25 protein-coding genes and 1 pseudogene are annotated in these 22663 nt (G+C 55.1%); 16 read left to right on the top strand and 10 right to left on the bottom strand.

All coding sequences use genetic code 11. The features are described 5' to 3' along the window. From ACAW75_RS23855 to ACAW75_RS23810, 10 genes are all read right to left on the bottom strand, one after another. Positions 1-813, bottom strand: an 813-nt coding sequence (locus ACAW75_RS23855; protein WP_370731286.1) for an efflux RND transporter permease subunit, incomplete at its 3' end; no start/stop codon positions are given. Positions 814-932: 119 nt separating this feature from the next. After that, entirely contained in the window at positions 933-1163 is a 231-nt protein-coding gene (locus tag ACAW75_RS23850) for a heavy-metal-associated domain-containing protein (protein ID WP_370731285.1), read from the bottom strand. 92 nt (positions 1164-1255) lie between these two features. Continuing rightward, positions 1256-1783, bottom strand: coding sequence for a hypothetical protein (locus ACAW75_RS23845; protein ID WP_370731284.1), 528 nt, complete (start codon positions 1781-1783; stop codon positions 1256-1258). 46 nt (positions 1784-1829) lie between these two features. Next, entirely contained in the window at positions 1830-2396 is a 567-nt protein-coding gene (locus ACAW75_RS23840; RefSeq protein ID WP_370731283.1) for a helix-turn-helix domain-containing protein, read from the bottom strand. A gap of 54 nt (positions 2397-2450) precedes the next feature. Continuing rightward, complete coding sequence (locus ACAW75_RS23835) at positions 2451-2927, bottom strand: DUF3347 domain-containing protein (protein WP_370731282.1); 477 nt, start codon at positions 2925-2927, stop codon at positions 2451-2453. A 37-nt stretch (positions 2928-2964) separates the two neighbouring features. Continuing rightward, entirely contained in the window at positions 2965-3744 is a 780-nt protein-coding gene (locus tag ACAW75_RS23830; protein WP_370731281.1) for a hypothetical protein, read from the bottom strand. Between the two features lie 18 nt (positions 3745-3762). Further along, positions 3763-4206, bottom strand: a complete 444-nt coding sequence (locus ACAW75_RS23825; protein WP_370731280.1) for an LURP-one-related/scramblase family protein — start codon at positions 4204-4206, stop codon at positions 3763-3765. Positions 4207-4343: 137 nt separating this feature from the next. Then, complete coding sequence (locus ACAW75_RS23820; protein WP_370731279.1) at positions 4344-5207, bottom strand: DUF2911 domain-containing protein; 864 nt, start codon at positions 5205-5207, stop codon at positions 4344-4346. Between the two features lie 8 nt (positions 5208-5215). Next, a complete protein-coding gene (locus ACAW75_RS23815; RefSeq protein ID WP_370731278.1) occupies positions 5216-6307 on the bottom strand; it encodes a YncE family protein in 1092 nt (363 codons plus the stop codon). A 215-nt stretch (positions 6308-6522) separates the two neighbouring features. Further along, positions 6523-6969, bottom strand: coding sequence for an HYC_CC_PP family protein (locus tag ACAW75_RS23810; RefSeq protein WP_370731277.1), 447 nt, complete (start codon positions 6967-6969; stop codon positions 6523-6525). Positions 6970-7166: 197 nt separating this feature from the next. Between ACAW75_RS23810 and ACAW75_RS26120 the strand changes: the two genes are divergently transcribed. The 16 genes and pseudogenes from ACAW75_RS26120 (at position 7167) to ACAW75_RS23735 (ending at position 22600) form a co-directional block, all read left to right on the top strand. Next, complete coding sequence (locus tag ACAW75_RS26120; protein WP_502918603.1) at positions 7167-7325, top strand: four-helix bundle copper-binding protein; 159 nt, start codon at positions 7167-7169, stop codon at positions 7323-7325. A gap of 94 nt (positions 7326-7419) precedes the next feature. Beyond that, positions 7420-7479 (top strand): annotated as a pseudogene (locus tag ACAW75_RS26115) (four-helix bundle copper-binding protein); the annotation flags it as partial. 35 nt (positions 7480-7514) lie between these two features. Then, a complete protein-coding gene (locus tag ACAW75_RS23800) occupies positions 7515-7925 on the top strand; it encodes a DUF6660 family protein (RefSeq protein ID WP_370731275.1) in 411 nt (136 codons plus the stop codon). 109 nt (positions 7926-8034) lie between these two features. After that, positions 8035-12474, top strand: coding sequence for a CusA/CzcA family heavy metal efflux RND transporter (locus tag ACAW75_RS23795; RefSeq protein ID WP_370731274.1), 4440 nt, complete (start codon positions 8035-8037; stop codon positions 12472-12474). Further along, entirely contained in the window at positions 12474-13727 is a 1254-nt protein-coding gene (locus ACAW75_RS23790; RefSeq protein WP_370731273.1) for an efflux RND transporter periplasmic adaptor subunit, read from the top strand. The genes ACAW75_RS23795 and ACAW75_RS23790 overlap by 1 nt, the downstream gene beginning before the upstream one ends. After that, entirely contained in the window at positions 13717-14085 is a 369-nt protein-coding gene (locus ACAW75_RS23785; RefSeq protein WP_370731272.1) for a hypothetical protein, read from the top strand. Before ACAW75_RS23790 ends, ACAW75_RS23785 begins: the two co-directional genes overlap by 11 nt. A gap of 2 nt (positions 14086-14087) precedes the next feature. Continuing rightward, positions 14088-14447, top strand: coding sequence for a hypothetical protein (locus ACAW75_RS23780; protein ID WP_370731271.1), 360 nt, complete (start codon positions 14088-14090; stop codon positions 14445-14447). Between the two features lie 9 nt (positions 14448-14456). Beyond that, positions 14457-15224: a ZIP family metal transporter gene (locus tag ACAW75_RS23775; RefSeq protein WP_370731270.1), complete on the top strand. Its 768-nt coding sequence runs from the start codon at positions 14457-14459 to the stop codon at positions 15222-15224. A gap of 30 nt (positions 15225-15254) precedes the next feature. Beyond that, positions 15255-15635 carry a SpoIIAA family protein gene (locus ACAW75_RS23770; RefSeq protein WP_370731269.1) on the top strand — a complete coding sequence of 127 codons (381 nt, stop codon included), beginning with the start codon at positions 15255-15257 and terminating at the stop codon, positions 15633-15635. An 8-nt stretch (positions 15636-15643) separates the two neighbouring features. Next, positions 15644-16297: a DUF1345 domain-containing protein gene (locus ACAW75_RS23765; RefSeq protein ID WP_370731268.1), complete on the top strand. Its 654-nt coding sequence runs from the start codon at positions 15644-15646 to the stop codon at positions 16295-16297. Positions 16298-16331: 34 nt separating this feature from the next. Beyond that, complete coding sequence (lpcA, locus tag ACAW75_RS23760; protein ID WP_370731267.1) at positions 16332-16940, top strand: D-sedoheptulose 7-phosphate isomerase; 609 nt, start codon at positions 16332-16334, stop codon at positions 16938-16940. Positions 16941-16966: 26 nt separating this feature from the next. After that, on the top strand, positions 16967-17875 hold the full coding sequence (locus ACAW75_RS23755) for a cation diffusion facilitator family transporter (RefSeq protein WP_370731266.1): 909 nt from the start codon (positions 16967-16969) through the stop codon (positions 17873-17875). A 12-nt stretch (positions 17876-17887) separates the two neighbouring features. After that, positions 17888-18769: a PE-PGRS family protein gene (locus ACAW75_RS23750; protein ID WP_370731265.1), complete on the top strand. Its 882-nt coding sequence runs from the start codon at positions 17888-17890 to the stop codon at positions 18767-18769. A gap of 12 nt (positions 18770-18781) precedes the next feature. After that, positions 18782-19681: a bestrophin family protein gene (locus tag ACAW75_RS23745; protein ID WP_370731264.1), complete on the top strand. Its 900-nt coding sequence runs from the start codon at positions 18782-18784 to the stop codon at positions 19679-19681. 294 nt (positions 19682-19975) lie between these two features. Continuing rightward, positions 19976-20602: a hypothetical protein gene (locus ACAW75_RS23740; protein ID WP_370731263.1), complete on the top strand. Its 627-nt coding sequence runs from the start codon at positions 19976-19978 to the stop codon at positions 20600-20602. 6 nt (positions 20603-20608) lie between these two features. Further along, positions 20609-22600: a heavy metal translocating P-type ATPase gene (locus ACAW75_RS23735; protein ID WP_370731262.1), complete on the top strand. Its 1992-nt coding sequence runs from the start codon at positions 20609-20611 to the stop codon at positions 22598-22600. The last annotated feature ends 63 nt before the right edge of the window (positions 22601-22663 follow it).

Raw genomic sequence — 22663 nt, 5'->3', positions numbered from 1 at the left:
ACCCAGCCGGGTTTCCCCCGTCATCTGTACCGTGGCCACGTCGGCCACGCGTACGGGAACGCTGCTGACGGTCTTCAGTGGGATGTTCTGAATCTGCTCGACGGATTGCAAATAGCCCGTCGTTTTGATGATGTAGCCGATGCCACTCAGTTCAAACTTACGCCCCCCGGCTTCATTATTGTTAGCACGGATTGCCCCGATGACCTGCGGTACGGACAGGCCATAGTAGGTCAGCTTGTTGGGATCGAGGGTGACTTGGTACTGTTTCTGAAAACCTCCGAAGGATGCGATTTCAGCTACGCCGGGCACGTTCTGTAGGCCAAACTTGACATACCAGTCCTGCACAGCCCGCTGTTCGCCCAGGTCCATACCCGGTGCATCGAGCGTGTACCACAGGATGTGCCCAACGCCGGTTCCATCGGGGCCGAGCGTCGGCGAAACACCACCGGGCAGTAACCGGGCGGCATAGTTGAGCCGTTCCAGCACCCGTTCTCTGGCCCAATACACCTCAGTATCATCGTTAAAGATGACGTAGACGAAGCTCATGCCGAACATGGACGTACCCCGCACGTATTTCACCTGCGGCAAACCCTGTAGGTTTGTCACGAGTGGATACGTAATCTGGTCTTCAATGAGCTGCGGAGAGCGGCCCATCCACTCGGTAAAGACAATTACCTGATTCTCCGATAGGTCAGGAATCGCGTCAATTTTGCCCGTCTTTACCGAGTACACGCCCCAACCAAACAGGCCCGCTGCCAGCAGCAGCACCATGAAGCGGTTACGGAGCGAAAATTTTATCAAGCCTTCAATCATACCGATTGGCCGGTTTGTCGATCTGTTCGACCCGGCGCGTTTTAGTGTTTTACCCGTGGGCAGCCCATAAAAAAAGCCGCCTGGTCGTGGCGGCTTTAAAGAGCGAAGGGTTTCCCGGCTTATTGGGGTAACACCTCGGCTTTGTAGCCTGCCTGCTGTACGGCTGCTTTGACGGTATCGGCCGTAACCCCGGGACGTCGGACCGCTACTGTCTGCACCGTCAGTATTTTATCGGGATTCTGCGTATCGACCTGCCAGTTGCCTGCTCCAACGGATTCGTTTAAAAAAGGCGTTACCGTGGCCACGCAGCCCCCACACTTAATATTTGTTTTCAGTTTTATCGTTTCCATGACCGTTTCCAGGTTTGTCTAAATTACCCTGCAAAGGTCGCCATGGAGCGGGGCGGAGCCGTTATACAATTCCCGCACCCGCTTGCAAGATTTTACTTCGTGTAACCCCGAAGCAGATTGTACTGGTTTACCTGGGCTACCGTCAAAACCTGCTTCGCTTTCAGATGGGCATCAAGGTGCGTTAGCCGAAGTTGTCCCTGAAGCTGAGCCACCTTTTCGACCGTTACCTGCACGGCCTCGTGCTCAGCTTTATTTGATGCAAAAAGCCGGTTTAAGGCAGTTTCCTGTTCCACAATCTGCTTTCCAAGGGTTACGGCCTGCTCGTGCATGGCTTCGTAAACCGCCTTCATTCGGGTCTTCTGGTCAGTGGTCATAGCCAGTTCTTTTTCGACTTCCAGCACGTGCATCGGTCCGGGATAGCCGTTCAGTTCGGCCGCTTTGGCTAAGCCCATTCCCCGCCCATTCGTATAACCACCGACTTCCGCTTCGGATAGTGTTTTAATAGCCCTATCCGTTTCGGCCTGGTAAGGTGATTGATGGGTGCTGTGTTGCGCTGAGCTATTGAATGCCGCCAGACCCAGGCAGAAGGGAAGAAAAAGTAGGATGATGGAAGGTGCCATAGTCCAGTGAGTTTAAAGTTTGTAGTTAGTAGTCGATCGGATAGTTTCATATCCAGTCTAATGGGTTTCGATCGGTCGTATGCTGATTCCGGTAAGCAGCGGGTGTCAAACCGGTTACCTGCTTGAATTGATTAGTCAGGTAGGCCACACTGCTATACCCCAGCCGTTTGGCGATGTCGCTGATTGGAATTTCGTTATAGCTCAACAGTTCTTTGGCCCGTTCGACCCGCTGAAGTATCCAAAACTTTTCGATTGTCAGATTCTCCGTTGTGGAAAACAGATGGCTTAGGTGCGCGTAGTCCAAACCAACATGATCGGCTAAATAATCGGACAACGTCGTTCGTAACTCAGCGATGTCTCCGCTTTGGATGAGCTCGATAATCAAGGTCTTGACCTGGTTTACCACGCGGGTCGTTTTATCGGTTAATAAAGCAAACCCATGCTGTTCCAGCATTGGCGTAATCGTCGTCAGATCAGCAGGGGGCTCATCCAGCAGGACCCTACCCAACTCGACCAGCGAGACCGAATAGCCCAATCGTTCCAATTCGGTTCGTACGACCCAGATACAGCGGTCGCATACCATGTTTTTAATATAAAGTTCCTGTAGAGCCATCAGCAGTAAGTTCCCCGGAGACAACAGTCAGGTCATCTCCGGGGTGGTGTAACACTAAATTTCTTCTTTTACTGACCCACACTTCAGCATCTTGTCTCCGTAGTAGGGATTCCGTACCTCCCGGGTAGAGCTGAGCCATGAAGCACCCTTGCCCTCAGCGGCCATTGGGCAAAACTGGACAAACGTTTTGGCTGGCTTAGTGGCTTTAGCCAAGGCAATCATGCTCGTTGAAAGAGCCTCGAACTGCTCCCGTTGCGCGTCAACTTCCGTCGACTTGCTAATGGTAGCGGCTTTACTTTTCGCCGTCGCCAGGGCTTTCTTATCCGCAGCTGATAGCTTGGCGGCATCGACCTTTTCCAGAGCAGCTACCAAAGCGGTTGCGCCCGTTTTAGCTTTGGCGGCATCAGTGGCCACCAGGGCATCCTTAACAGTATAATAGGCCGTAAGAACTGGAGCGGTGGTCTGAGCCGAAGCCGCCAGGGAACTCAGGAAGAGGCCGAGAGCGGCTACTGTGAAACGAATGGTTTTCATGTTTTACCTAGAATTGATTTGGTGAAATATGTATTGATTATAAGTGGGTTGGCAACGGTTTTTGTACGCGTCTCGGTTTTCGCCTTAATTGGGGGGACGAAATGAAGTATAAGGCAAACCCCGACGAAACTGTCAGCAGACCCAATAGGGAATAGGCCCGTAGCAGACCATTGTTGAAATCATCCCGGCCTTCGTAATCCATCGTGTGCAGCATCCATAGCAAATCGAACACCCGCCAGGGATCAGTACGCACGCTTTGAACCGTCCCCAACTGAGCAGCTACATATACTGTTGAATGCGTCGGCTGCCGAAATGTGATCGCATAGGCTGGCAAGGGTTTTTCTCGGTATTCATGGTGACCATCGGTCGTCGTTAGATACTCAATCCGTTCGACTACGGATGGGCCGTTAAACCGCTGTTGAGCCAGGGCAATCGCTTCTGCCTTGGTCAACGGCCCCCGTAATTTGCCCGTCTTTGCATCCGCTAACTGCATATGCGTCATCACATGACCATTTCCATGCTGCATACGATAGCTGAGTTGATAGAGTGGCTGGTTTAGTACATCGATCATGCCCACATTCAGGACAGTATCAATACCCTTTCGCTGTAATTCCTTAAGAGGAACGGAAGGAGAAACCAGCAATTGGGAGACCGGAAAACCGGCCGTCGAGCGTTTAAGGTGGTCGCCGTGGATATTGTCGAGGTTTGACCAACTGAAATATAAACCACCCACCGTCCAGAGCAAAAACTGCACGCCAATGAACAGTCCCAGATACCGGTGGGTTTTACGAATGCGAAGGTGCCAGGTACGTTTCATTGGTCGTGTTTTCAGCGTTTATTTCATGTGCGTATGACCCGCCTGAAAGCAGTGCAAAGCACAGGCGGTCCCTTTATAGCTATCGTGCACATTGCCAATTTTTTTGCCTTTCGCGTCGAAAATGTCGCATGTATTGTCGGCCTTGTCCTTAATGGTGAACATCAGATCGCCGTTGGCATCCATGTATGTTTTGCCATCTTTGCCCATTCTTCCCATTTTCTTGCCTGTTTTCGCATCCACCAGATTGCCTTGACCATCCACGAAGGCAATATTTTTTCCGTTAGCATCCATGATCATCCGGTCTTTGGAAACGGTGCCAACGCCTTTGCCAGACCCATCCTTAATCTGCCCAGTGGCGTTAATACTCATCGGTTGTTTGTAGTTGGCCGATTGGGCGAACAATAGCGAAGGCAGGGCCACGAACAAGGCCAGAAGCAGCCTTAAGGTTTGTTTGTTTTTCATATTATTCTTTGTTTAAGCGATTAAATTGTCTTGACTGTGTTGTACGGGCCAGTATGTCAAAAGGCGAGTTGACCTGGCTGATCTGAGACATCTGCCGACCCTACCCATCGTAACGCATATTCAGGGTTAACATGAAATCAACGTTTCGTTTCCCACTCAGCAATGAGCTGGTTATTGAGCGTAACGTACTCGGTAAACTTCTTCTCGGCGGCTAATTCTGATGACTTCCGGGCAGCAGCAATGGCCGCTTTGTAGTCGCCTGTCTTTGCCAGTAACTTGGCTTGCAAATGCAGGTAATTGAACGCCGGTTTGCCGGTGGCCGCTTTGGTGGCCCAGGTCAAGGCCTGTTTGGCATCCTTGTCTGTGTCGAAATAATACAGGGCCGACTGGTAAAATACGCCCGGCTCCTCGTCGGTAGCGGCTGCGGTGCGTTTCAGAATGTCCGCCGTAATGCGCTCGTCAGCGTTGCTCACGAGCGGAAAATGTACCGAGGTATTGGCCCATGTCAGGTACAGATTGGCCTGATTCTTCACCAGATCCTGCACCTCGATGGTGAACGACTCATAAAACCGCACTGACGAATCAGGTTTGACCTTAAACCGCAGCACATCGTTCTTCGCTTCATACCCCGTCGTGCCATGCCCCTCTGTGTATGAGTTCAGGATCACCGTCCACTCGGTGCGGGTTGGGATGGTGAAGAGTGAATACTTGCCAGCAGGAAGTAGTTTGCCGCCTACAGTCATTGGATCGGTAATGGTCAGGATGGTGGCATCCGACGCACCGGTGCGCCATAATTCGCCGTAGGGAACCAGCTTACCAAAAATGGTTCGGCCTTTCACTGTCGGGCGCGAATAGTCGATGGTCAGGTCTGTAAAGCCAACCTTTTGTTTGACCGTTGCTGATGGGGAGGGTTCTGGTAAGCTCAGCTGCGCCAGCGTTGGTTGGGCTAACAGTCCGGTGAGTAGCGCAACAAATGCGGTTGGTTTAAGTAGTGAGTTCATGGTGAGTGTTAGTATTTGAGAACGATTCCATTGGGTTTCTTGCCTACCGCGATGTCTTTTGATTTAGTCCGTTTGGCCACGTCTACGACCGATACTGTTGCCGCACCCTGATTGGTGACGTAAGCGGTTGTACCATCTTTGGTAAAGGCAATGGCGTGAGCGTCAAGGCCCGTCTGAACCTCACTCATTTTCATCCAGCTACCATTCATGCGTTCAAAAATGGCAACGTTGGTTCCCTTACCGGCCTGGCTGACCCACAGTTCGTTACGGGTAGCATGATATGCTGCGTAGCCGGGCGTGAAACCCAGCTTAACCGTTTCCACAACGGTTAAGGTCGCTACGTCGATCACACTGATGCTTTGGCCTTTTTCATTGTCCACATACATCCTGCCATCGGCTCCGGGCCATGCGCCAACCGGGTCATCGCCAACCAGAATCGTCTTGGTAACCGACTTGTCGGCGACTTTAATGACCGTGACTGTATTACTCATCCCATTGGCCACGAACGCGTACTGGCCGTTCGCCGACATCGTTACTTCAGCGGGTTCCATACCCACGGCGATGGTATTCTTCAATGCCATCGTAGCCGCATTATATACCAATACCTTGCCGGCATCTTCCATCTGTGAGGTCCATATTTCGGAGCCGTCGGGCGAAAACACGGCGTTATGGTTCATCACCGGTGTTTGATGATTGACCGTCGTCGCGCCCGTTTTAGGGTCTACCACCAGCACCCGGCCGGTCATGCCGGACGTGCCTCCCGCATGACCGGCACTCAGGTCCATACCCGGCACCCCAACGCCGAGTTTGCTGCCATCGGGGGATAGGTAGATATGATGCGGCCACATGACCATGTCGGTCATAGACATCGTACTGTGGCCGCCCGAGGCTTCGCCAAAGGAGATCGTTTCTTTCACCTGCTGACCAGCCAGATCAATAACTGACAGGCTGTTCCCCTCAGCATTGACGACGTAGGCTGCGGGGTAATTAATGTTTAGTTCGGGTTGCATGGACGACATATCGTGCATGTTGCAGGCTGACAAGCCCAGCATCAAAAAGGCCGCTATAGACAGCGCCCGCCCGGTAGTTTGGTTGTTCATAAGAAAGGATAAGTTGTGAAAATGATGTCTGACAGCTGACCCAAAGCCAGGTTCCTTCCAATAGAAACCGCTCAGGTCAGACAGGAGCAAAACATAAGGGACACATCGGCCGATATAGCCGCTGTTCGCATGGGCAGGGAACCCCGCTTAGGGGAAACCCGTCGACCGGGACGTTTAAATCCGTCCGCCAGCGAGTAGCCACAAGAATCGATGGCTCAAATAAGCCAGATACAGAGGGAGGTCAGGCGAAACCGACCCGTTCGATGAAGCGGAGTGTCGGCAAACGTAGAAATGGAATCTGCCGAAGGGAAGGGCAGCAGAGCCGCAAGCAGAAGCTGAAATTGGGGATTAGGCAGAAATGCCGCTGGCTGGGGAGCCTGATGCGGGTGATAGTCGGCCACGAAGCTGCTCACATCGAGGTGTTCATAGCTGAGCGTTGTCTTGCAGCAGGGCGCTCTTTTAACAACCGGTTCACCCGATGCCGGAGCTGATGTTTCGTCAGCCTGACAGTGTTTGGGGCAATTTTTTTGGACTGCCAGCAGGGTCTTCGAATGACCGCGCATCTTACACCAGTGTTCCACCATACCAAAGCCCATACTGCTCACCAGAACCAGAACGGCCAGCCAGCAGCAAAAGAGTCGGGTATGAAGGGGTGTTCGCATCGGATACACGTTTACACCAACAAAGGTAAACGCTTTAAAACAGGAATGATTTACAGGATTCGGCAGGGTACTTACAAAATTTGTGGATGTCGACCGTATTGGTATGCAATGGGAAGGCCTATTCAACCTATCGATTGATAAATCAAATCAAAAACTGCTATGGCGACTTCTTTAGCCCCCAACAGTACCAATAGTGCATCGACGCCTGTCAGGACTGCGCCGTTAGCTGCGACGCCTGTACCGGAGCGTGTCTCAGTGAATGGGATGTACTGATGATGCTGAATTGCAATCGGCTCGACCGTGATTGCGCCATGATTTGTTACGTGGCCATTTATTTCGTTCATGGCCAGTGGTAGTTTCCACGCAGCCGATGTCTGTCAGTTATGCGCTCATATCTGCGAAGCCTGAGCGGACGAATGCGAAAAACACGCTGACCATGCTGACCACTGCCGTCGGTGCGCTGAGGCTTGCCGCCAGATGGCTCAGGGTGCGCGCAGCATGGCAGCTTAAACGAAGAATTCCCTAATCATCCGCTTACTCGCTTCATGAGCAGACTATTCATTTTCTTTTTGACTACCTGTTGCATAAGTTATTGCCGTACCTTTGCATTAATGAAGTGGTTTACAGTCATATTGTCCCTTTATCTCCTCGGTCTGTCTTTCTGGCCCTGCGCAGATGAATCGATGCTCCCCGTTGGGCAGTCGGGGATAGCTATGATTCTGTCAGCTTCCACCACGGAGTCAGATGCGTCTCATCATCACAAGCATGATGCCTGTTCGCCCTTTTGTACCTGTGCCTGCTGTGCTGCTACCATTACCGTTGCGCCCCGATTCCAGTATTCACCCACCCATTCGGTCAAAATCCTACCAATGGCCGTAGCCGCGTTTGGCTACGCTTCGGATCATCCTTTCGATCCAGTCACCGCCATCTGGCAACCCCCTCAACTTCGGGTCTGAACACCCTAGCCGTTTGCGACGGACTGCATGACTATGCCCCTACATGGCGTAGTCATGCGGTTTGTGCGCGTTCGGCATCTTCCTATTGTCCATTTGTTCAGACCCCATTATGCTGGATTCCATTATCCGATTTTCCATTCGGAACAAACTCATCATCGGCCTTTTTACCCTAGCTCTGGTGATTTGGGGCGGCTACTCGCTGAGTAGGCTGCCTATCGATGCCCTTCCCGACATCACCAATAACCAGGTGCAGGTTATTACCCGAAGCCCCGCACTGGCCGCGCAGGAGATTGAACGGCTCGTTACTTTTCCAATCGAGCAAACGATGGCCACCATTCCTGATATTGTCGAGATTCGCTCGCTGTCGAGGTTTGGCCTGTCGGTGGTGACTATCGTTTTCACCGACAAAACCGATGTCTACTGGGCGCGGCAGCAAATCAGCGAACGCCTGACCGAAGCCCGTAGTCAGATTCCTGCCGGCACTGGCGAACCGACTATCGGGCCGGTCTCGACCGGGCTGGGCGAGATTTATCAGTACGTGATCTACGCCAAACCCGGCTTTGAGAAACGGTACTCGCCCACCGAACTACGCTCCATTCAGGATTGGGTGGTGCGTCGGCAACTGCTGGGTACGCCCGGCGTGGCCGATGTGAGCAGCTTTGGGGGCTTGCTGAAGCAGTACGAAATCGCCATCGACCCCGACCGGCTGCGCTCCTATGGCTTGAGTATCGGCGATTTGTTCACCGCCCTCTCGCGCAACAACCAGAACACGGGCGGGGCCTACATTGACAAAAAGCCCAATGCCTATTTTATCCGCACCGAAGGCTTGGTGACCAACTTAGACGATATTGGACGCATCGTAGTTCGGCGCACGGCGGGCCGAACCCCTGTGCTGATTCGCGACGTGGCCACGGTGCAGTTTGGCTCGGCAGTGCGCTACGGTGCCCTGACCCGCAATGGCGAAGGCGAAGCAGTGGGTGCCCTGGTACTGATGCTCAAAGGCGAAAACGCCAACACGGTGATCGGGCAGGTCAAAACACGCATGGAGCAGATTCGGCGGACGCTGCCCGAAGGCGTGGACGTTCATGCCTTTCTCGACCGCTCCGAACTGGTGGGCCGGGCCATCGGCACCGTCACCAAAAACCTGATCGAAGGAGCGTTGATCGTGATTTTCGTCTTGATCCTGTTTCTGGGAAACCTGCGGGCGGGGCTGATTGTGGCTTCGGTGATTCCGCTGGCCATGCTCTTTGCGGTCAGTATGATGTACCTCTTCGGCGTGTCGGGCAACCTGATGAGCCTCGGTGCCATCGACTTCGGCCTGATCGTGGACGGAGCAGTGATTATCGTGGAAGCGTCGCTGCACCATCTGGGACTCATCAAGTTGTCCCGGCTCACGCAGGAGCAAATGGACGAGGAAGTTTATACATCGGCCTCGCGGATTCGGGACTCAGCGGCTTTTGGGGAGATCATTATCCTGATCGTTTACCTGCCGATTCTGGCCTTAGTCGGGATTGAAGGCAAGATGTTCGGGCCGATGGCGCAGGTCGTGGCCTTTGCCATTGCGGGGGCGTTTATTCTCTCCTTAACCTACGTACCCATGATGTCAGCGCTGTTTCTGAGCAAAAATCTCTCGCATAAACCAAACTTCTCCGACCGGATGATGGCCTTCTTCCAGCGGGGCTACGAACCTGCCCTGCGCGGAGCCATGCGGATGAAAACCTTGGTGCTGGCGGTGTCGGTCGCGTTGCTGGTCGGGGCGGTCTGGCTTTTTACGACGCTGGGTGGCGAATTTATTCCTAACCTTAACGAAGGTGATTTCGCCGTGGAAGTCCGGGTGCGCACGGGCAGTTCACTGAGTCAAACCATCGACAAGGTGTTGCAGGCCAGTGCATTGCTGAAGAAACAGTTTCCCGAAGTGCGCGAAGTGATCGGTAAAACCGGCGCGGGTGAAATTCCGACCGATCCCATGCCCATCGAAGCAACCGACCTGATGGTGATCCTCAAACCCCAGGACCAGTGGACCTCGGCAACCAGCAAAGACGAATTAGCGACGAAAATGGCCGAAGCCCTCGAAGTGATTCCGGGCGTGGAGTTCGGCTTTCAGCAGCCCATTCAGATGCGCTTCAACGAGCTGATTTCGGGAGCCAAACAGGACGTAGCCGTCAAAATTTTTGGCGAAGACCTGGCCGAACTAACCCGGCTGGCCGGGCAAATCAACGGCTTGGTCAGTAAGGTATCGGGGGCGACGGATGTCTATGTGGAGCAGGTATCGGGTTTGCCCCAGGTTGTGGTGCAGATAGACCGCGAGGCACTGGCCCGCTATGGCCTGAGCGTGGACGAGGTGAACCAGACTGTCTCGGCCGCTTTTGCCGGGCAGAGCGCGGGCTTAGTTTACGAAGGCGAACGACGCTACGACCTCACCGTGCGGCTGGCCCAAAGCGGGCGGAGCAGCATTGAGGATGTGCGCGCCCTGACCATTCCCGTACCCGACGGCCCGGCGGTGCCGCTGGCTCAGTTGGCCAGTGTGGACCTCAGGCCCGGCCCCAACCAGATTCAGCGCGAAGATGCCAAACGGCGGCTGTCCGTTGCCTTCAACGTGCGGGGCCGCGACGTGGAAAGCGTGGTGCTGGAGTTGCAACAGAAAATTAACAGCCAGATCAAGTTCCCGCCCGGCTATTACGTCACCTACGGCGGGCAGTTCGAGAATCTGATCGAAGCCCGCGACCGGCTCTCCATTGCGGTGCCCGTGTCCTTAGCCCTGATCTTCGGGCTGCTGTTTCTCACGTTTGGTTCGGCCCGGCAGTCGCTGCTGATTTTCTCAGCCATTCCGCTGGCGGCCATTGGGGGCATTCTGGCCTTGTGGCTGCGCGATATGCCGTTTAGTATTTCGGCGGGGGTAGGGTTCATTGCCCTCTTCGGGGTGGCCGTACTGAACGGGATTGTGCTCATCGGCGAGTTTAACCGGCTGCGGCTGGCGGGCGAAACCGACTTGGTGAAGGTCATTTATGCCGGAACTGCCGTGCGGCTGCGGCCCGTGCTAATGACCGCGACGGTGGCTTCGCTCGGTTTTCTGCCGATGGCGTTGTCGAGTTCAGCCGGGGCCGAGGTGCAAAAGCCGCTGGCAACGGTTGTAATCGGCGGGCTACTCACGGCCACATTGCTGACCCTGTTTGTGTTGCCCGTACTGTATGTGCTGATTGAACGTCGGTTCGGCAAAAAATTCGGTCAGCCGAAAGCAATATCCGAACCGGTAGCGGTTTCAATAGCCAACTGGCTGCTGATCGGGTTGATTGGTCTGGGTACGTTCGGGTCGCTAACTGCGAATGCTCAGGTTACGGCTCAACCCGGCGTGGGCCAAATTGGAACCGGGGGCGGTCTTTCGCTCGCTCAGGCGTTGCAACAGGCAGGCAGCAATAACCCCCAACTGCGGGTATCGCAACTCAATGTGGGCTACCAGCAAAGTCTGCGGGCAACGGCCGGCGACGTGGGCAAAACCGATATTTCCACCACCTTCGGCCAGTACAACAGCCGCTACATCGACCAATCGTTTACCATCGGTCAGCGGTTGCCCAGCCCGGTCTTAGTACGGGGGCTGCGCTCACTGGCCGATGCCCGCACCGCCGGGGCTGAAGCCGAAGGCCGCCTGACCCGCGCCGATCTGGCCCGGCAGGTGAAAGCCACGTATTACCAGCTTTGGTACGTGCAGTCACAGGCTGTTTTTCTTCGTAGTCAGGATAGTTTATTTGCGGCCATTGCGCGGGGGGCCGAGGTACGTCGGCGCACGGGAGAAGGTACGCTATTAGAACAAACAGCCGCCGAGGTGCAACGCCGACAGGCCCAAACAGCTCTGAGCCAAAACGCCTTAGACGCGCAGATTCTGGCCCGGCAGTTGCAAACCCTGCTGGCCAGTTCTGACCCGCCAACCGTTCCCGATGTGCCGTTGACCGAGCGCACCCTGCCCATTGTTGACTCGTCAATGCTGGCGCAAAACCCTGAACTGGCCCTGCTTGGTGGTCAGATCGAGGTGGCCCGGCGCGAAACTGACGTGGAAGCGGCCCGGCTCAAACCTGACTTTACGGTGGGTCTCACCAACCAGTCGCTCCAGGGGTTTCAGACGCTGCCCGACGGAGGAGGTGATCGTTTCTACGGGTTCGGCAACCGCTTCACCTACGGGCAGGTGGGCATCTCGATTCCGCTGTTTGCCAAGCCGCTTAAAGCCCGCGTTGCAGCGGCCCGCATCGGTCAGCAACGCGCTGAGGCCCAGCGCACGGCCCGTCAACGCACTCTGGAAGGTGAAGTGGCCACCACGATTCAGAGTTACCAGAAAGACCGGCAGGCCTTGACCTATTACCGCGAATCGGCTCTGCCCCAGGCCGCCTTGATTCGGGAGCAGGTCACCAAAGCCTACCGGGCGGGCGAAATCGGGTACGTCGAATTACTGCAAAACCTCCGAACTGTCAGCGAGATTCAGACCGGCTATTTAGCGGCTCTCAATGACTTAAATCAAACCTTAATCAACCTCGACTTTTTGTTGGGACGAATCGACTAATGAAACGAATCCATCTGATTATCAGCTCTGTTATGCTGCTTTCGTTGCTGACCACAACGGGCTGTAAGAAATCATCCGACGGGGCCACCAAAGGCGTGGCCACCGCCGAAGCAGCGGGCGGCCACGAAGCCGAACCCAAGACCGGGCAACCCGTCGAGGATGCCGAAGAAGAAGAAGCGGGCTTAATCGAACTGACCGAAGCCCAGTACCAGACCGTCGGGGTAAAATTAGGCCGGTTGGAACAGCGGCAAATGAGCCAGTTGATCCGCGTGAACGGGTCGCTGACGGTGCCACCCGGCCAACAGGTGTCGGTTTCGTCGCCCTACGGCGGCATTCTCAAATCGGCCAATCTACTGGCGGGTACGCCGGTGCGGCAGGGTCAAACGCTGGCCGTGCTCGAAAACCCGGAGTTTATTCGCATCCAGCAGGAGTACTTGGAAACCCAGAGCCAACTGACGTATCAGCAGCAGGAATACGAGCGGCAACGTGAGTTGAGCCGCGAAAACGTGGGTGCGCTTAAAACGCTGCAACAGGCAACGTCGCAATTAGGTATGTTGCGGGCGCGGATAGGTGGCTTACGCCAGCAGTTGGCTATCCTGGGCGTGAACGCGGCAAAGCTGACTCCCGAAACCATCACCCGCACCATGAGTGTCCGCGCCCCCATTGGCGGTACGCTGACGCAGGTTAACGTGAACCGGGGCAGCTACGTAGCGGCCAACGATGTACTGTTTGAACTCACAAACGCGGCTGGTTTGCTGGCCGAACTGACGGTGTTCGAGGGTGATCTGGCCCGGATGCAGGTCGGGCAGCGGGTGCGTTTATCCGTCGTTGGCGTGGCGGGCGAACGAACCGGGCGCATCAAACTCATCAACCGCGAAGTGAATGCCGACCGGACAGTGAAGGTCTATGCGAGTTTAGACAATCCGGCTTCGGGTGCGCTCCGTCCGGGTACGTTTGTCAAGGCGGTTGTCGAAACCGGCGCGGCTACCGAACCCGCCCTGCCCGAACCAGCGGTGGTGCAATCGGGCAATAGCAGCCAGATTTTTGTGTTTGCCGGGAAAGAGGACCACGAGGGGCTGGTTCACTACCGCTTCCGGCCCGTGCCGGTGCGGGCGGGCGCGGCCCAGAACGGCTACCGGGCCGTCACACTCCCAACGGGTATAGCGGCTGATGCGCAGGTGGTGCTAGCGGGTGCCTATGATATTCTGTCGGCCAGTGCCGGGGGCGATGAAGGGGGCGGACATGGACACTAACAGCCTGGAACGAACCGACTCGGTATTGCTCACGCCAACTGGCAACAAGGTTCACCTGCACGCCCGCGATGCCATTCGCAGTGTGCGGATAGATCGGCTGGTGTCTAAAAACGAGCTAACGTTTGCCCACTACCCGGCCCTGTCGCTATCCATTGCCGATGAAGCGGGTTTGGTGATATGGAGCGAGGAAGTATATACCTATGCGCTACCCCAGAAACCTGACGAAGCTCAGATTGACCGCACGTTTGCGGTTTGGGAAAGCCTGACCATTGGTATCGAGACCCACGGGGAAGCGTTTGATTTTGCCATTCGGGTGGAGTACACACTAAACCCAGAAGGGCCACTGAACGCCCAATGACTATGAAACACGTGCTAAACTGTTGCTGTCTGGCAACGTTGCTTTTCCTGACTGCCGGGTGCGTTTCATTTTCCCAATACCGGCCTATTCAGGGTACGACCAGCTCCGGTGCTTCAACGGACTCAGCCACCGTCACCATCTTTCTGTTAGAGCGGGATATACCAACCACGATAGAGCGGGTCGGAACTGTTACGATCCATACCTACGGATCGATTTACTCGATTCATCAACGGGTGGAGACTGAATTACAGAAACTGGGCCGTGAGAAAGGGGCCAACGGTGCGTATCGCGTTCAACATGGTACTTACGATCATGAACACGATGGCATTGTGTCCTATCTATTATTTCGCTATAAAAAATAACGGTTTGCTATGACCCCCCTTTTTCAACAGATTATCACCTATGCTCTGCTGCCAACTGTTGCCCTGATGGGTGGGGGGGCGCTGGCCGTGTTTCTCCGCATTGGCATCCAGGTTCGATCAGCCATTCTGCACTTTGCGGCCGGGGTCATTTTCTCGGTGGTAGCCGTGGAGATTCTGCCCGACATAGTGCGGCTGCATAACCCGGTGCTGACGGCGGTCGGCTTTGGTGCGGGTATCGGGCTGATGCTGCTGATTCGCCAATTGACCGAATCACCGGAGGAGGCTTCCGCGAAGGTGAAAGCCCCTAAGAACGGGGTCAAATTGACTAGCCAGCCGACAAATGGGTTCCCCGTGACGTTTCTACTGGCCATGGGGGTCGATATTTCCGTCGATGGGCTGCTGCTGGGCATTGGCTTCGGGGCCGGGGCTAAAGAAGGGGTGCTGCTGGCGTTTGGACTGGGTATCGAGGTGTTTTCGTTAGGACTCGCTACGGCCACCTCCCTGACCGAGGATGGTGTATCACGTTCCCGAATCATCCGGCTACTATTGGGACTGTCGGCTCTATTCTTTGTCAGTGCTGTCGGCGGGGCCACCCTGCTGCACAAACTACCCGAAGCGGGCTTAGACGTGGTGCTGTCGTTTGGGCTGGCGGCCCTGCTGTTTCTAGTGACCGAAGAACTCCTGGTCGAAGCCCACGAGGGGCCGGAAAAGCCCTGGCTAACCGCTACGTTTTTCGCTGGGTTTCTACTGTTTTTAATTCTGGGCATGGTAGCCTGATGGCTTTTTGTCCTCGATCACTATTGGACGATGTACAAGGTTTTGCTTAACCAACCCGGTCGGCTGGCCCTTCGCGTGGCCGACTTTATAACGGCCGATGACTACTACGAGCTGCGTCCGCTGCTTGATACGACTCTGCACAGTTCCGATGAAGCCCGGCTGTACTGGGAGATGGAATACTTCCGGGGCTGGCAACCAGAACAGCTCTGGCGGGATTTGCAGTTCGACCTAACGGTCACGGCGGATTTTGCCCGCATCGCGCTGGTGGGTACCACCGACAACATAGCGATCATTACGCCGGTCATGCAAACCATCTTCCGGGCTGAGCTTCGCAGCTTCACGCTTGACCAGAAGGAAGTCGCCTGGCAGTGGTTCGGGGATGGTGAATTACTGACTATATGTACCAATTGATCCTAACTATGGCAACGATTAAACCCTACCAGCCAAAGCTAACGGCCTTGTCCCGATCACTGGTTGCCCTGGCCGCAGGCGGTTTAGTCTGGTGGCTAACCGCCGGCCGAGTGGGCTGGCAAACCAGGCTGCTACTGGGGTGGCTGGCCTACGCCCTGACTGTGCTGATGATGATCTGGTTGGTCATTGGCTGGGCCGATGCCCGGCAGACGGCCCAACGGGAAGACGAAAGCCGCCCGGCTATCTTTTTTTTTACTGTGGGCGGGGCTTTGGTCAGTCTGCTGGCGGTGGTCAGTTTGCTGGGTTCGGTTAAGGGACTATCAGCTTCCGAAGCGACGCGGCATGTGATCCTGTCAGGACTAACCGTGGTTAGCTCATGGATTCTAACGCATAGCATTTTCACGCTGCATTACGCTCACCTCTACTATGACCCTAACGAAACGGAACGGGTAGGCGGTCTTGGCTTTCCCGGTGAGGAGCCACCCGATTACCTCGATTTCGCCTACTATTCGTTCGTGGTCGGTATGACGTTTCAGGTTTCTGACGTAGCCGTTACGGCCAAACCGATTCGGCGGTTGACATTACTACATGGTGTTTTGTCCTTCGCCTTTAATACGCTCATCATTGCCCTGACTATCAACACTGTTTCCGGTCTATTGTAGGCTGGCCCATTATCAACGAACAGTTCTACCCTGTATGAAAACCATCCAGCACCTGATCCAGCAGGAACTGAGCGAAGCCCAGGCGGTACTCAGCGCCTTTATGGCTAATGAAGACAATCTGACTGCGATTGAAAAAGCAGCCCGACTCATGGCGGATGCCCTCAACGGGGGGAACATGATTCTTAGCTGTGGCAACGGCGGTTCGCTCTGCGATGCCATGCACTTCGCCGAGGAGTTATCCGGCCGCTTCCGTAATGACCGCTCAGGTCTTGCGGGTCTGGCCATTGCGGACGTAAGTCATCTGACCTGCGTGGGCAACGACTACGGCTATGAGTTCGTGTTTTCGCGCTTTATCGAAGGCTTAGGCCATCCGGGCGATGTGCTGCTTGGTCTGAGTACGAGCGGCAATTCCACTAATGTGGTCTGGGCCGTTGAAGCGGCCCGTCAGCAGGGCATGTCGGTGGTCCTTCTGACGGGCAAGGACGGGGGCAAGCTGGCGGGTCTGGCCGATGTTGAAATCCGCGTACCTCACTTCGGTTATGCCGACCGGATTCAGGAAGTACACGGCAAGGTTATCCACGTGCTGATTCTGCTGATTGAAACGCTGGTAACCCCCGTAAAACGTTCGGGAGAGCTCAGGTAACCGGTGACTAAACATAAGACCAATCAATGAACCCCGTACCCCCACAAACCGTATCGGCTGCGAGCCGTTACAATAAGAACATACGAATTGTCTTTGGCCTGACGTTCGCCTACTTTCTGGTAGAAGTGGTTGTTGGCTACTGGACCAACAGTTTGGCCCTGCTCTCGGACGCGGCCCACATGCTCACCGACGTTATTGGTCTGGCCCTGGCCCTGTTTGCCACCTGGATGAGCCGCCGACCCATCACGTCCCGGCGCAGCTTTGGCTTCTACCGCCTGGAGATTCTGTCGGCCTTTGTCAACGCGCTGATTCTCATTGGCATCTCGCTCTATATACTGATTGAAGCCTACGGCCGGTTTCGCAACCCGTCTGTCGTGGACAGCAGCAACATGACGCTGGTAGCGCTCGTTGGGCTGCTCATCAACCTACTAGGCATTTACCTGCTGCGACAGGGGGCCAAAGAAAGCCTGAACGTCAAAGGAGCCTTCCTGGAAGTCGTCAGCGATTTGCTTAGCTCCGTTGGGGTTATTGCCGCCGGTCTGATCATGACCTACACCGGCTGGTACTACGCTGATCCGCTGTTTAGTGCCGTCATTGGCCTGTTTATTTTGCCCCGCACGCTGAAACTGATGATGGAGTCGGTCAACATCCTGCTTCAGGGAACCCCCGACGAGCTGGACGTGGCGGCCGTCGAAACCATGATCAACGCTGTGCCGGGCTTTGGCAGTGCCCACGACCTGCACGTCTGGACGCTTACGTCGGGCATTATCGTCATGAGTGGGCACGTCGTCACAGACGGGGCGCTAACCACGGCGGACCTGACAGCCCGGCTGGAAGCGTTGGCGGGTCAACTCAATACTAAGTTCAACATCAATCACATCGCTTTGCAACCCGAACGGGCCGGGCAATGTACCAACAGCCTGACGACCCTGTAATTGCTGACCGAGATGATCCAACTCTGCCGATTTATACTGTTAAGCAACCTGCTACTCGCCGGAGCCTGCAAACCGGACAACCCTACGGGTTTCCTCGCTGGCAACTTTGCCTCGGTGCCAAGCCGTAGCCCCATCACGCCGGGCCTGATCGACGAAGCGTCAGGGCTGGCCGATAGCCGAAGTATGGATGGACATGTCTGGGTGAACGAAGACAGTGGCACCCCCGCCCAGCTTAACCTACTTTCGCACGGGGGTAAGCTGGCTGGGCGGCTTGCGCTGCCGGGGATCAGCAACCGGGACTGGGAAGACATGGCCGCTGGCACCGGTCCGCAACCGGGCGTTACGTACCTGTACCTGGCCGACATCGGCGATAATCTGGCTCAAAATACGCAGAATGTCATCTACCGGCTGGCCGAACCCAAAAGCCTGACCGAGTTGGTTGGACCAATCGACCGGATTGCCTTTGGCTACGCCGACGGCCCCCGCGATGCGGAGACGCTGCTGCTCGACCCGCTCACCCGCGATCTATGGATTGTCTCCAAAGGCGAAGCGAACGTGCGGCTGTATCACCTGCCCTATCCGCAAAGCACCACGGCAGTGAATACGGCAGTTTTTCGGGGCGAACTACCGCTCACCTTAGTCACGTCGGGTAGCATCTCGCCCGATGGAAAAGAAATCCTGTTGAAGACGTACCTGGGTGTTTACTATTGGACCCGCTCTACCGGGCAAACGGTGACAGAAGCACTGATAGGGAAGAAGTCTTATTCGCTCACCTACCAGCTTGAACCCCAGGGCGAAGCCATTGGCTTCGACAAGGCGGGTAACGGCTTTTTTACCCTGAGTGAGCGCAGCAATGCGGCTTCGGTCACGCTCAACTACTATAAACATTTATAAGGTTGCCATCCTATGCTGTTAAATCAGAAAATACCGCTCTCGTTTTTCATTCAGAAAATCCGTTACGAAGCTGGTCTGGTGTTTGTGTTTGCCAATGTGATCTTCATCGTCAGGCACTACTTCAGGCTGGACGTGTTAGCGATTCCACTGGGCATTCCGGCCCTGGTGGGTACGTGCATCTCGCTGCTACTGGCCTTCCGTACCAATCAGGCTTACGAACGGTGGTGGGAAGCCCGTGTCATCTGGGGCGCTATTGTGAACGACAGTCGAACGCTGATTCGTCAATTGATGACGTTTTTAAACGACGGCGATTTACCGGAAAGCACCGTCGGGGTGTTCGCCCAGCGGCAAATCGGCTGGTGTTACGTGCTGGGGCAAACCCTGCGGGGGCAGACTACCGATGAGGCCGTGCGGACCTACGTACCCGACACGCAACAGCCAACCGTTTTTACGGCGGCCCACCAGCCGCTTGCTCTGTTACAGGGCCATGCGGATCAACTTCGGGTACTCTACCAGCGCGGCCAGTTGACGGACCTTCAACTGGTACAACTGGATGCCACCCTGACGCGGCTAACCGATTCGATGGGCCGGTGTGAACGCATCAAGAATACGGTCTTTCCTAAAACCTACACGTTTTATCTGCAGGCGTTTATTGTGTTGTTTACGATCATGCTCCCGTTCGGCTTCGTGGAAAATCTGTTTTTTGTCGAAGTACCCTTAGTCACACTGATTGCATCAACGTTCTTTTTGATTGAGAAAAGTGCCATTCAATTGCAGGACCCTTTCGAGAACCGGCCTACGGATACGCCCGTAACGGCTATCGCTTCGGCTATTGAGGTTAATCTGAAGCAAATGATTGGCCAGACATCGACTCATAAACAGGTTACGCAACCGGCTTACTTTATCCTTTAATAACCATGCAGCATACAATTCATTTAGTACAGGATTTATTAGGGGTAGCGGTCGGCCTAAGCCTGTTGGGCTGGTGTGTGTACCGTGTAGCGATCCTGTTCGGGATTATCACAGTCAGAAAACGGCCCCAAAAGGCCAGCCTAATACCGATGAGCCGGGACGAGCGGCAGCAACAGAAGACTCCCGTCAACGCGCAAAAGCGACCCGTAACCAACCTGTCACGGCAAGCCCTTTACACCGCCCGTAAGGCTCGAAATTAACGGATGTTGCCCGTATCAAACAATCACTAAGACGATGAACGCACTCCTTGCCGGAAGCCTGACGCTAAGTCTGCTCCATGCGCTGATTCCCAGCCACTGGCTTCCCTTTGTGACCATTGGCCGGGCCGAGGGGTGGAGCCTACGGCAAACGCTGACGGTCACGGCCATCGCGGGACTGGCCCACACCGTTAGTACGACATTGTTGGGCGTACTGGTCAGTCTGGCTGGCTGGCAACTGGCCGAGAATTACCACGATCTGTCGGAGCGGGCGATACCGCTTTTACTGCTGGCACTGGGGCTCTGGTATCTGATGCAGCATTTGCGCCATCGACACGTACATGACCATTTCGACACGGGAGCCGCCCGCAAAGCCCGCTCGTTCCCGGCCCTGCTCCTATCGCTGGGGCTGGCGATGTTTCTGTCGCCTTGTCTGGAAATTGAAGCGTATTTCCTCAGCGCGGGCGCGAAGGGGTGGGCAGCGGTGGCACTCGTCGCTCTGATCTACAATGTTATTACCCTGACAGGAATGTTGCTGATGGTCGCACTCGGGCGCAAGAGCCTGCAACGGGTCAACCCGCACTGGTTCGAGCATAACGAGAATCTGATTACCGGCCTGACGCTCGTTGGGCTGGCCCTGTTTAATTTTTTCATTGAATTCTAAAAGACTATGGCAGACGATCACGATCACAACCATGATGAAGACGGTCACACCCACGATGATGTGGAACTGATCGAGGAGGGGACTACTCCGGCAGCGGATGCTGCTCCCGCTAAAAAAGGCCCTGAACAAACCTGGCGTACTTACGCCCCGGCCGCAATCAGTTTAGTGCTGCTGTTGGGTGGTATTGTGCTGGATAATTACGCAGCAAACTGGTTTAAAGACCCGGTTCGACTGATATGGTACGTCGTGGCTTACCTGCCCGTTGGCTGGCCGGTGCTGCGCCGGGCGTGGAGCAGTAGTATCCGGGGCGATGTGTTCACCGAATTTTTTCTGATGGGCGTGGCGACCCTTGGCGCATTTGGTATTCGGGAGTATCCCGAAGGTGTGGCCGTGATGCTGTTCTACACCATCGGCGAACTGTTCCAGGACGCGGCCGTGTTGCGGGCGCGTCGTTCGATCAAAGCCCTGCTCGATGTGCGGCCCGACGAGGTAACGGTGCTTAAAAACGGGCAAACACAGGTAGTCAAAGCTGCGACGGTAGCCGTTGGCGATGTGGTTCAAATCAAGCCGGGCGAGAAGGTGGGATTAGATGGAACGATGCGCTCAATTACGGGTACGTTCGATACGGCGGCCTTGACGGGCGAAAGCATACCGCGCACCATTGAGCAAGGCGAATCGGTACTGGCGGGTATGATCAACCGGCAGTCGCTGGTGGAGATGGACGTAACCACTCCCTATCAGGATTCCAAACTCTCCCGGATTTTAAAGCTTGTTCAGCAGGCGACGGGCCGCAAGGCGCAGACCCAGGAGTTTATAGCCCGGTTTGCCAAGATTTATACCCCAATTATCTGTCTGCTGGCGGTGTTGATTACGGTCGTACCGTACTTTTTCGTCACGGACTACCGCTTTGCCGACTGGCTCTACCGTGGGCTTGTCTTCCTGGTTATTGGCTGTCCATGCGCGCTAGTGATTTCAATCCCACTGGGTTATTTTGGTGGCATTGGGGCTGGATCGAAACAGGGTATTTTGTTTAAAGGGTCCGTATTTTTAGATCTGATGACCCAGCTTAAAACCGTCGTCATGGATAAAACGGGTACGTTGACGAAGGGTGTATTTAAGGTACAGGAGGTAAAGCCTATCGGCATCGACGCGAAAGAACTAACCCGGCTTACGGCGGCTTTGGAAAGCAAATCGACCCACCCGGTGGCTACGGCAATCATCGACCATGCAGATACCGGCCACGAAACGGTATCAGTTGAAGGGGTTGAAGAAATTGCTGGTCATGGCCTGAAAGGGATGGTTGAAGGGAAAGAAATGCTGGCGGGTAATGCCAAGCTGCTCCGCAAGTTTAACGTTAGCTTCGATGAGGCCCTGACCCAGATTCCCTTCACCATTGTGATGACCGCTATCGACGGTAAATTTGCGGGATACTTTACCATTGCTGATGAAGTAAAACCCGATGCCGCTGACGCGGTAAAACGGTTGAAAGCAGATGGTATCCGAACGGTGATGCTATCGGGTGATAAAGCAGCCGTGGTCGAGATTGTGGCTAAACAGGTAGGCGTAGACGAGTGGCACGGCGATCTGCTACCCGAAGATAAAGTTGCTCAGGTCGAACGGCTCAAGGCTGATCTAGCCGGTAACGCAAAAGCAAAGCTGGCCTTCGTCGGCGATGGGGTCAATGACGCTCCCGTGGTGGCCCTGGCTGATGTTGGTATGGCAATGGGCGGTCTTGGCTCGGATGCGACCATCGAAACCGCCGACGTGATTATTCAGAATGATGAACCGGCCAAAATTGCCACTGCCATTGCCATTGGCCGGGCTACCCGCCGGATTGTCTGGCAGAATATTACGCTCTCTATGGTAGTCAAAGCCATCGTGCTGATTCTCGGCGCGGGTGGCCTGGCCACGATGTGGGAAGCCGTTTTCGCCGACGTGGGCGTAGCGATGCTGGCCATTTTAAACGCCGTTCGGGTGCAGAATCTCAAATTCAAGTGATCCGTAACGAATGAGACCCGTACACAATTGGGTACGGGTCTCATTGAGGTGAACCGGCGGAAT

The organism is Fibrella arboris, assembly GCF_041321095.1.
In the GTDB taxonomy this organism is placed as follows: domain Bacteria; phylum Bacteroidota; class Bacteroidia; order Cytophagales; family Spirosomataceae; genus Fibrella; species Fibrella arboris.
This window is presented reverse-complemented; position numbering and strand designations above follow the sequence as displayed.

Excerpts from the sequence above, each read along its gene's own strand:
- ACAW75_RS23850 (WP_370731285.1), bottom strand. The coding sequence starts at position 1,163 with ATGGAAACGATAAAACTGAAAACAAATATTAAGTGTGGGGGCTGCGTG.
- ACAW75_RS23845 (WP_370731284.1), bottom strand. The coding sequence starts at position 1,783 with ATGGCACCTTCCATCATCCTACTTTTTCTTCCCTTCTGCCTGGGTCTG.
- ACAW75_RS23840 (WP_370731283.1), bottom strand. The coding sequence starts at position 2,396 with ATGGCTCTACAGGAACTTTATATTAAAAACATGGTATGCGACCGCTGT.
- ACAW75_RS23835 (WP_370731282.1), bottom strand. The coding sequence starts at position 2,927 with ATGAAAACCATTCGTTTCACAGTAGCCGCTCTCGGCCTCTTCCTGAGT.
- ACAW75_RS23830 (WP_370731281.1), bottom strand. The coding sequence starts at position 3,744 with ATGAAACGTACCTGGCACCTTCGCATTCGTAAAACCCACCGGTATCTG.
- ACAW75_RS23825 (WP_370731280.1), bottom strand. The coding sequence starts at position 4,206 with ATGAAAAACAAACAAACCTTAAGGCTGCTTCTGGCCTTGTTCGTGGCC.
- ACAW75_RS23820 (WP_370731279.1), bottom strand. The coding sequence starts at position 5,207 with ATGAACTCACTACTTAAACCAACCGCATTTGTTGCGCTACTCACCGGA.
- ACAW75_RS23815 (WP_370731278.1), bottom strand. The coding sequence starts at position 6,307 with ATGAACAACCAAACTACCGGGCGGGCGCTGTCTATAGCGGCCTTTTTG.
- ACAW75_RS23810 (WP_370731277.1), bottom strand. The coding sequence starts at position 6,969 with ATGCGAACACCCCTTCATACCCGACTCTTTTGCTGCTGGCTGGCCGTT.
- ACAW75_RS23800 (WP_370731275.1), top strand. The coding sequence starts at position 7,515 with ATGAGCAGACTATTCATTTTCTTTTTGACTACCTGTTGCATAAGTTAT.
- ACAW75_RS23795 (WP_370731274.1), top strand. The coding sequence starts at position 8,035 with ATGCTGGATTCCATTATCCGATTTTCCATTCGGAACAAACTCATCATC.
- ACAW75_RS23790 (WP_370731273.1), top strand. The coding sequence starts at position 12,474 with ATGAAACGAATCCATCTGATTATCAGCTCTGTTATGCTGCTTTCGTTG.
- ACAW75_RS23785 (WP_370731272.1), top strand. The coding sequence starts at position 13,717 with ATGGACACTAACAGCCTGGAACGAACCGACTCGGTATTGCTCACGCCA.
- ACAW75_RS23780 (WP_370731271.1), top strand. The coding sequence starts at position 14,088 with ATGAAACACGTGCTAAACTGTTGCTGTCTGGCAACGTTGCTTTTCCTG.
- ACAW75_RS23775 (WP_370731270.1), top strand. The coding sequence starts at position 14,457 with ATGACCCCCCTTTTTCAACAGATTATCACCTATGCTCTGCTGCCAACT.
- ACAW75_RS23770 (WP_370731269.1), top strand. The coding sequence starts at position 15,255 with ATGTACAAGGTTTTGCTTAACCAACCCGGTCGGCTGGCCCTTCGCGTG.
- ACAW75_RS23765 (WP_370731268.1), top strand. The coding sequence starts at position 15,644 with ATGGCAACGATTAAACCCTACCAGCCAAAGCTAACGGCCTTGTCCCGA.
- lpcA (WP_370731267.1), top strand. The coding sequence starts at position 16,332 with ATGAAAACCATCCAGCACCTGATCCAGCAGGAACTGAGCGAAGCCCAG.
- ACAW75_RS23755 (WP_370731266.1), top strand. The coding sequence starts at position 16,967 with ATGAACCCCGTACCCCCACAAACCGTATCGGCTGCGAGCCGTTACAAT.
- ACAW75_RS23750 (WP_370731265.1), top strand. The coding sequence starts at position 17,888 with ATGATCCAACTCTGCCGATTTATACTGTTAAGCAACCTGCTACTCGCC.
- ACAW75_RS23745 (WP_370731264.1), top strand. The coding sequence starts at position 18,782 with ATGCTGTTAAATCAGAAAATACCGCTCTCGTTTTTCATTCAGAAAATC.
- ACAW75_RS23740 (WP_370731263.1), top strand. The coding sequence starts at position 19,976 with ATGAACGCACTCCTTGCCGGAAGCCTGACGCTAAGTCTGCTCCATGCG.
- ACAW75_RS23735 (WP_370731262.1), top strand. The coding sequence starts at position 20,609 with ATGGCAGACGATCACGATCACAACCATGATGAAGACGGTCACACCCAC.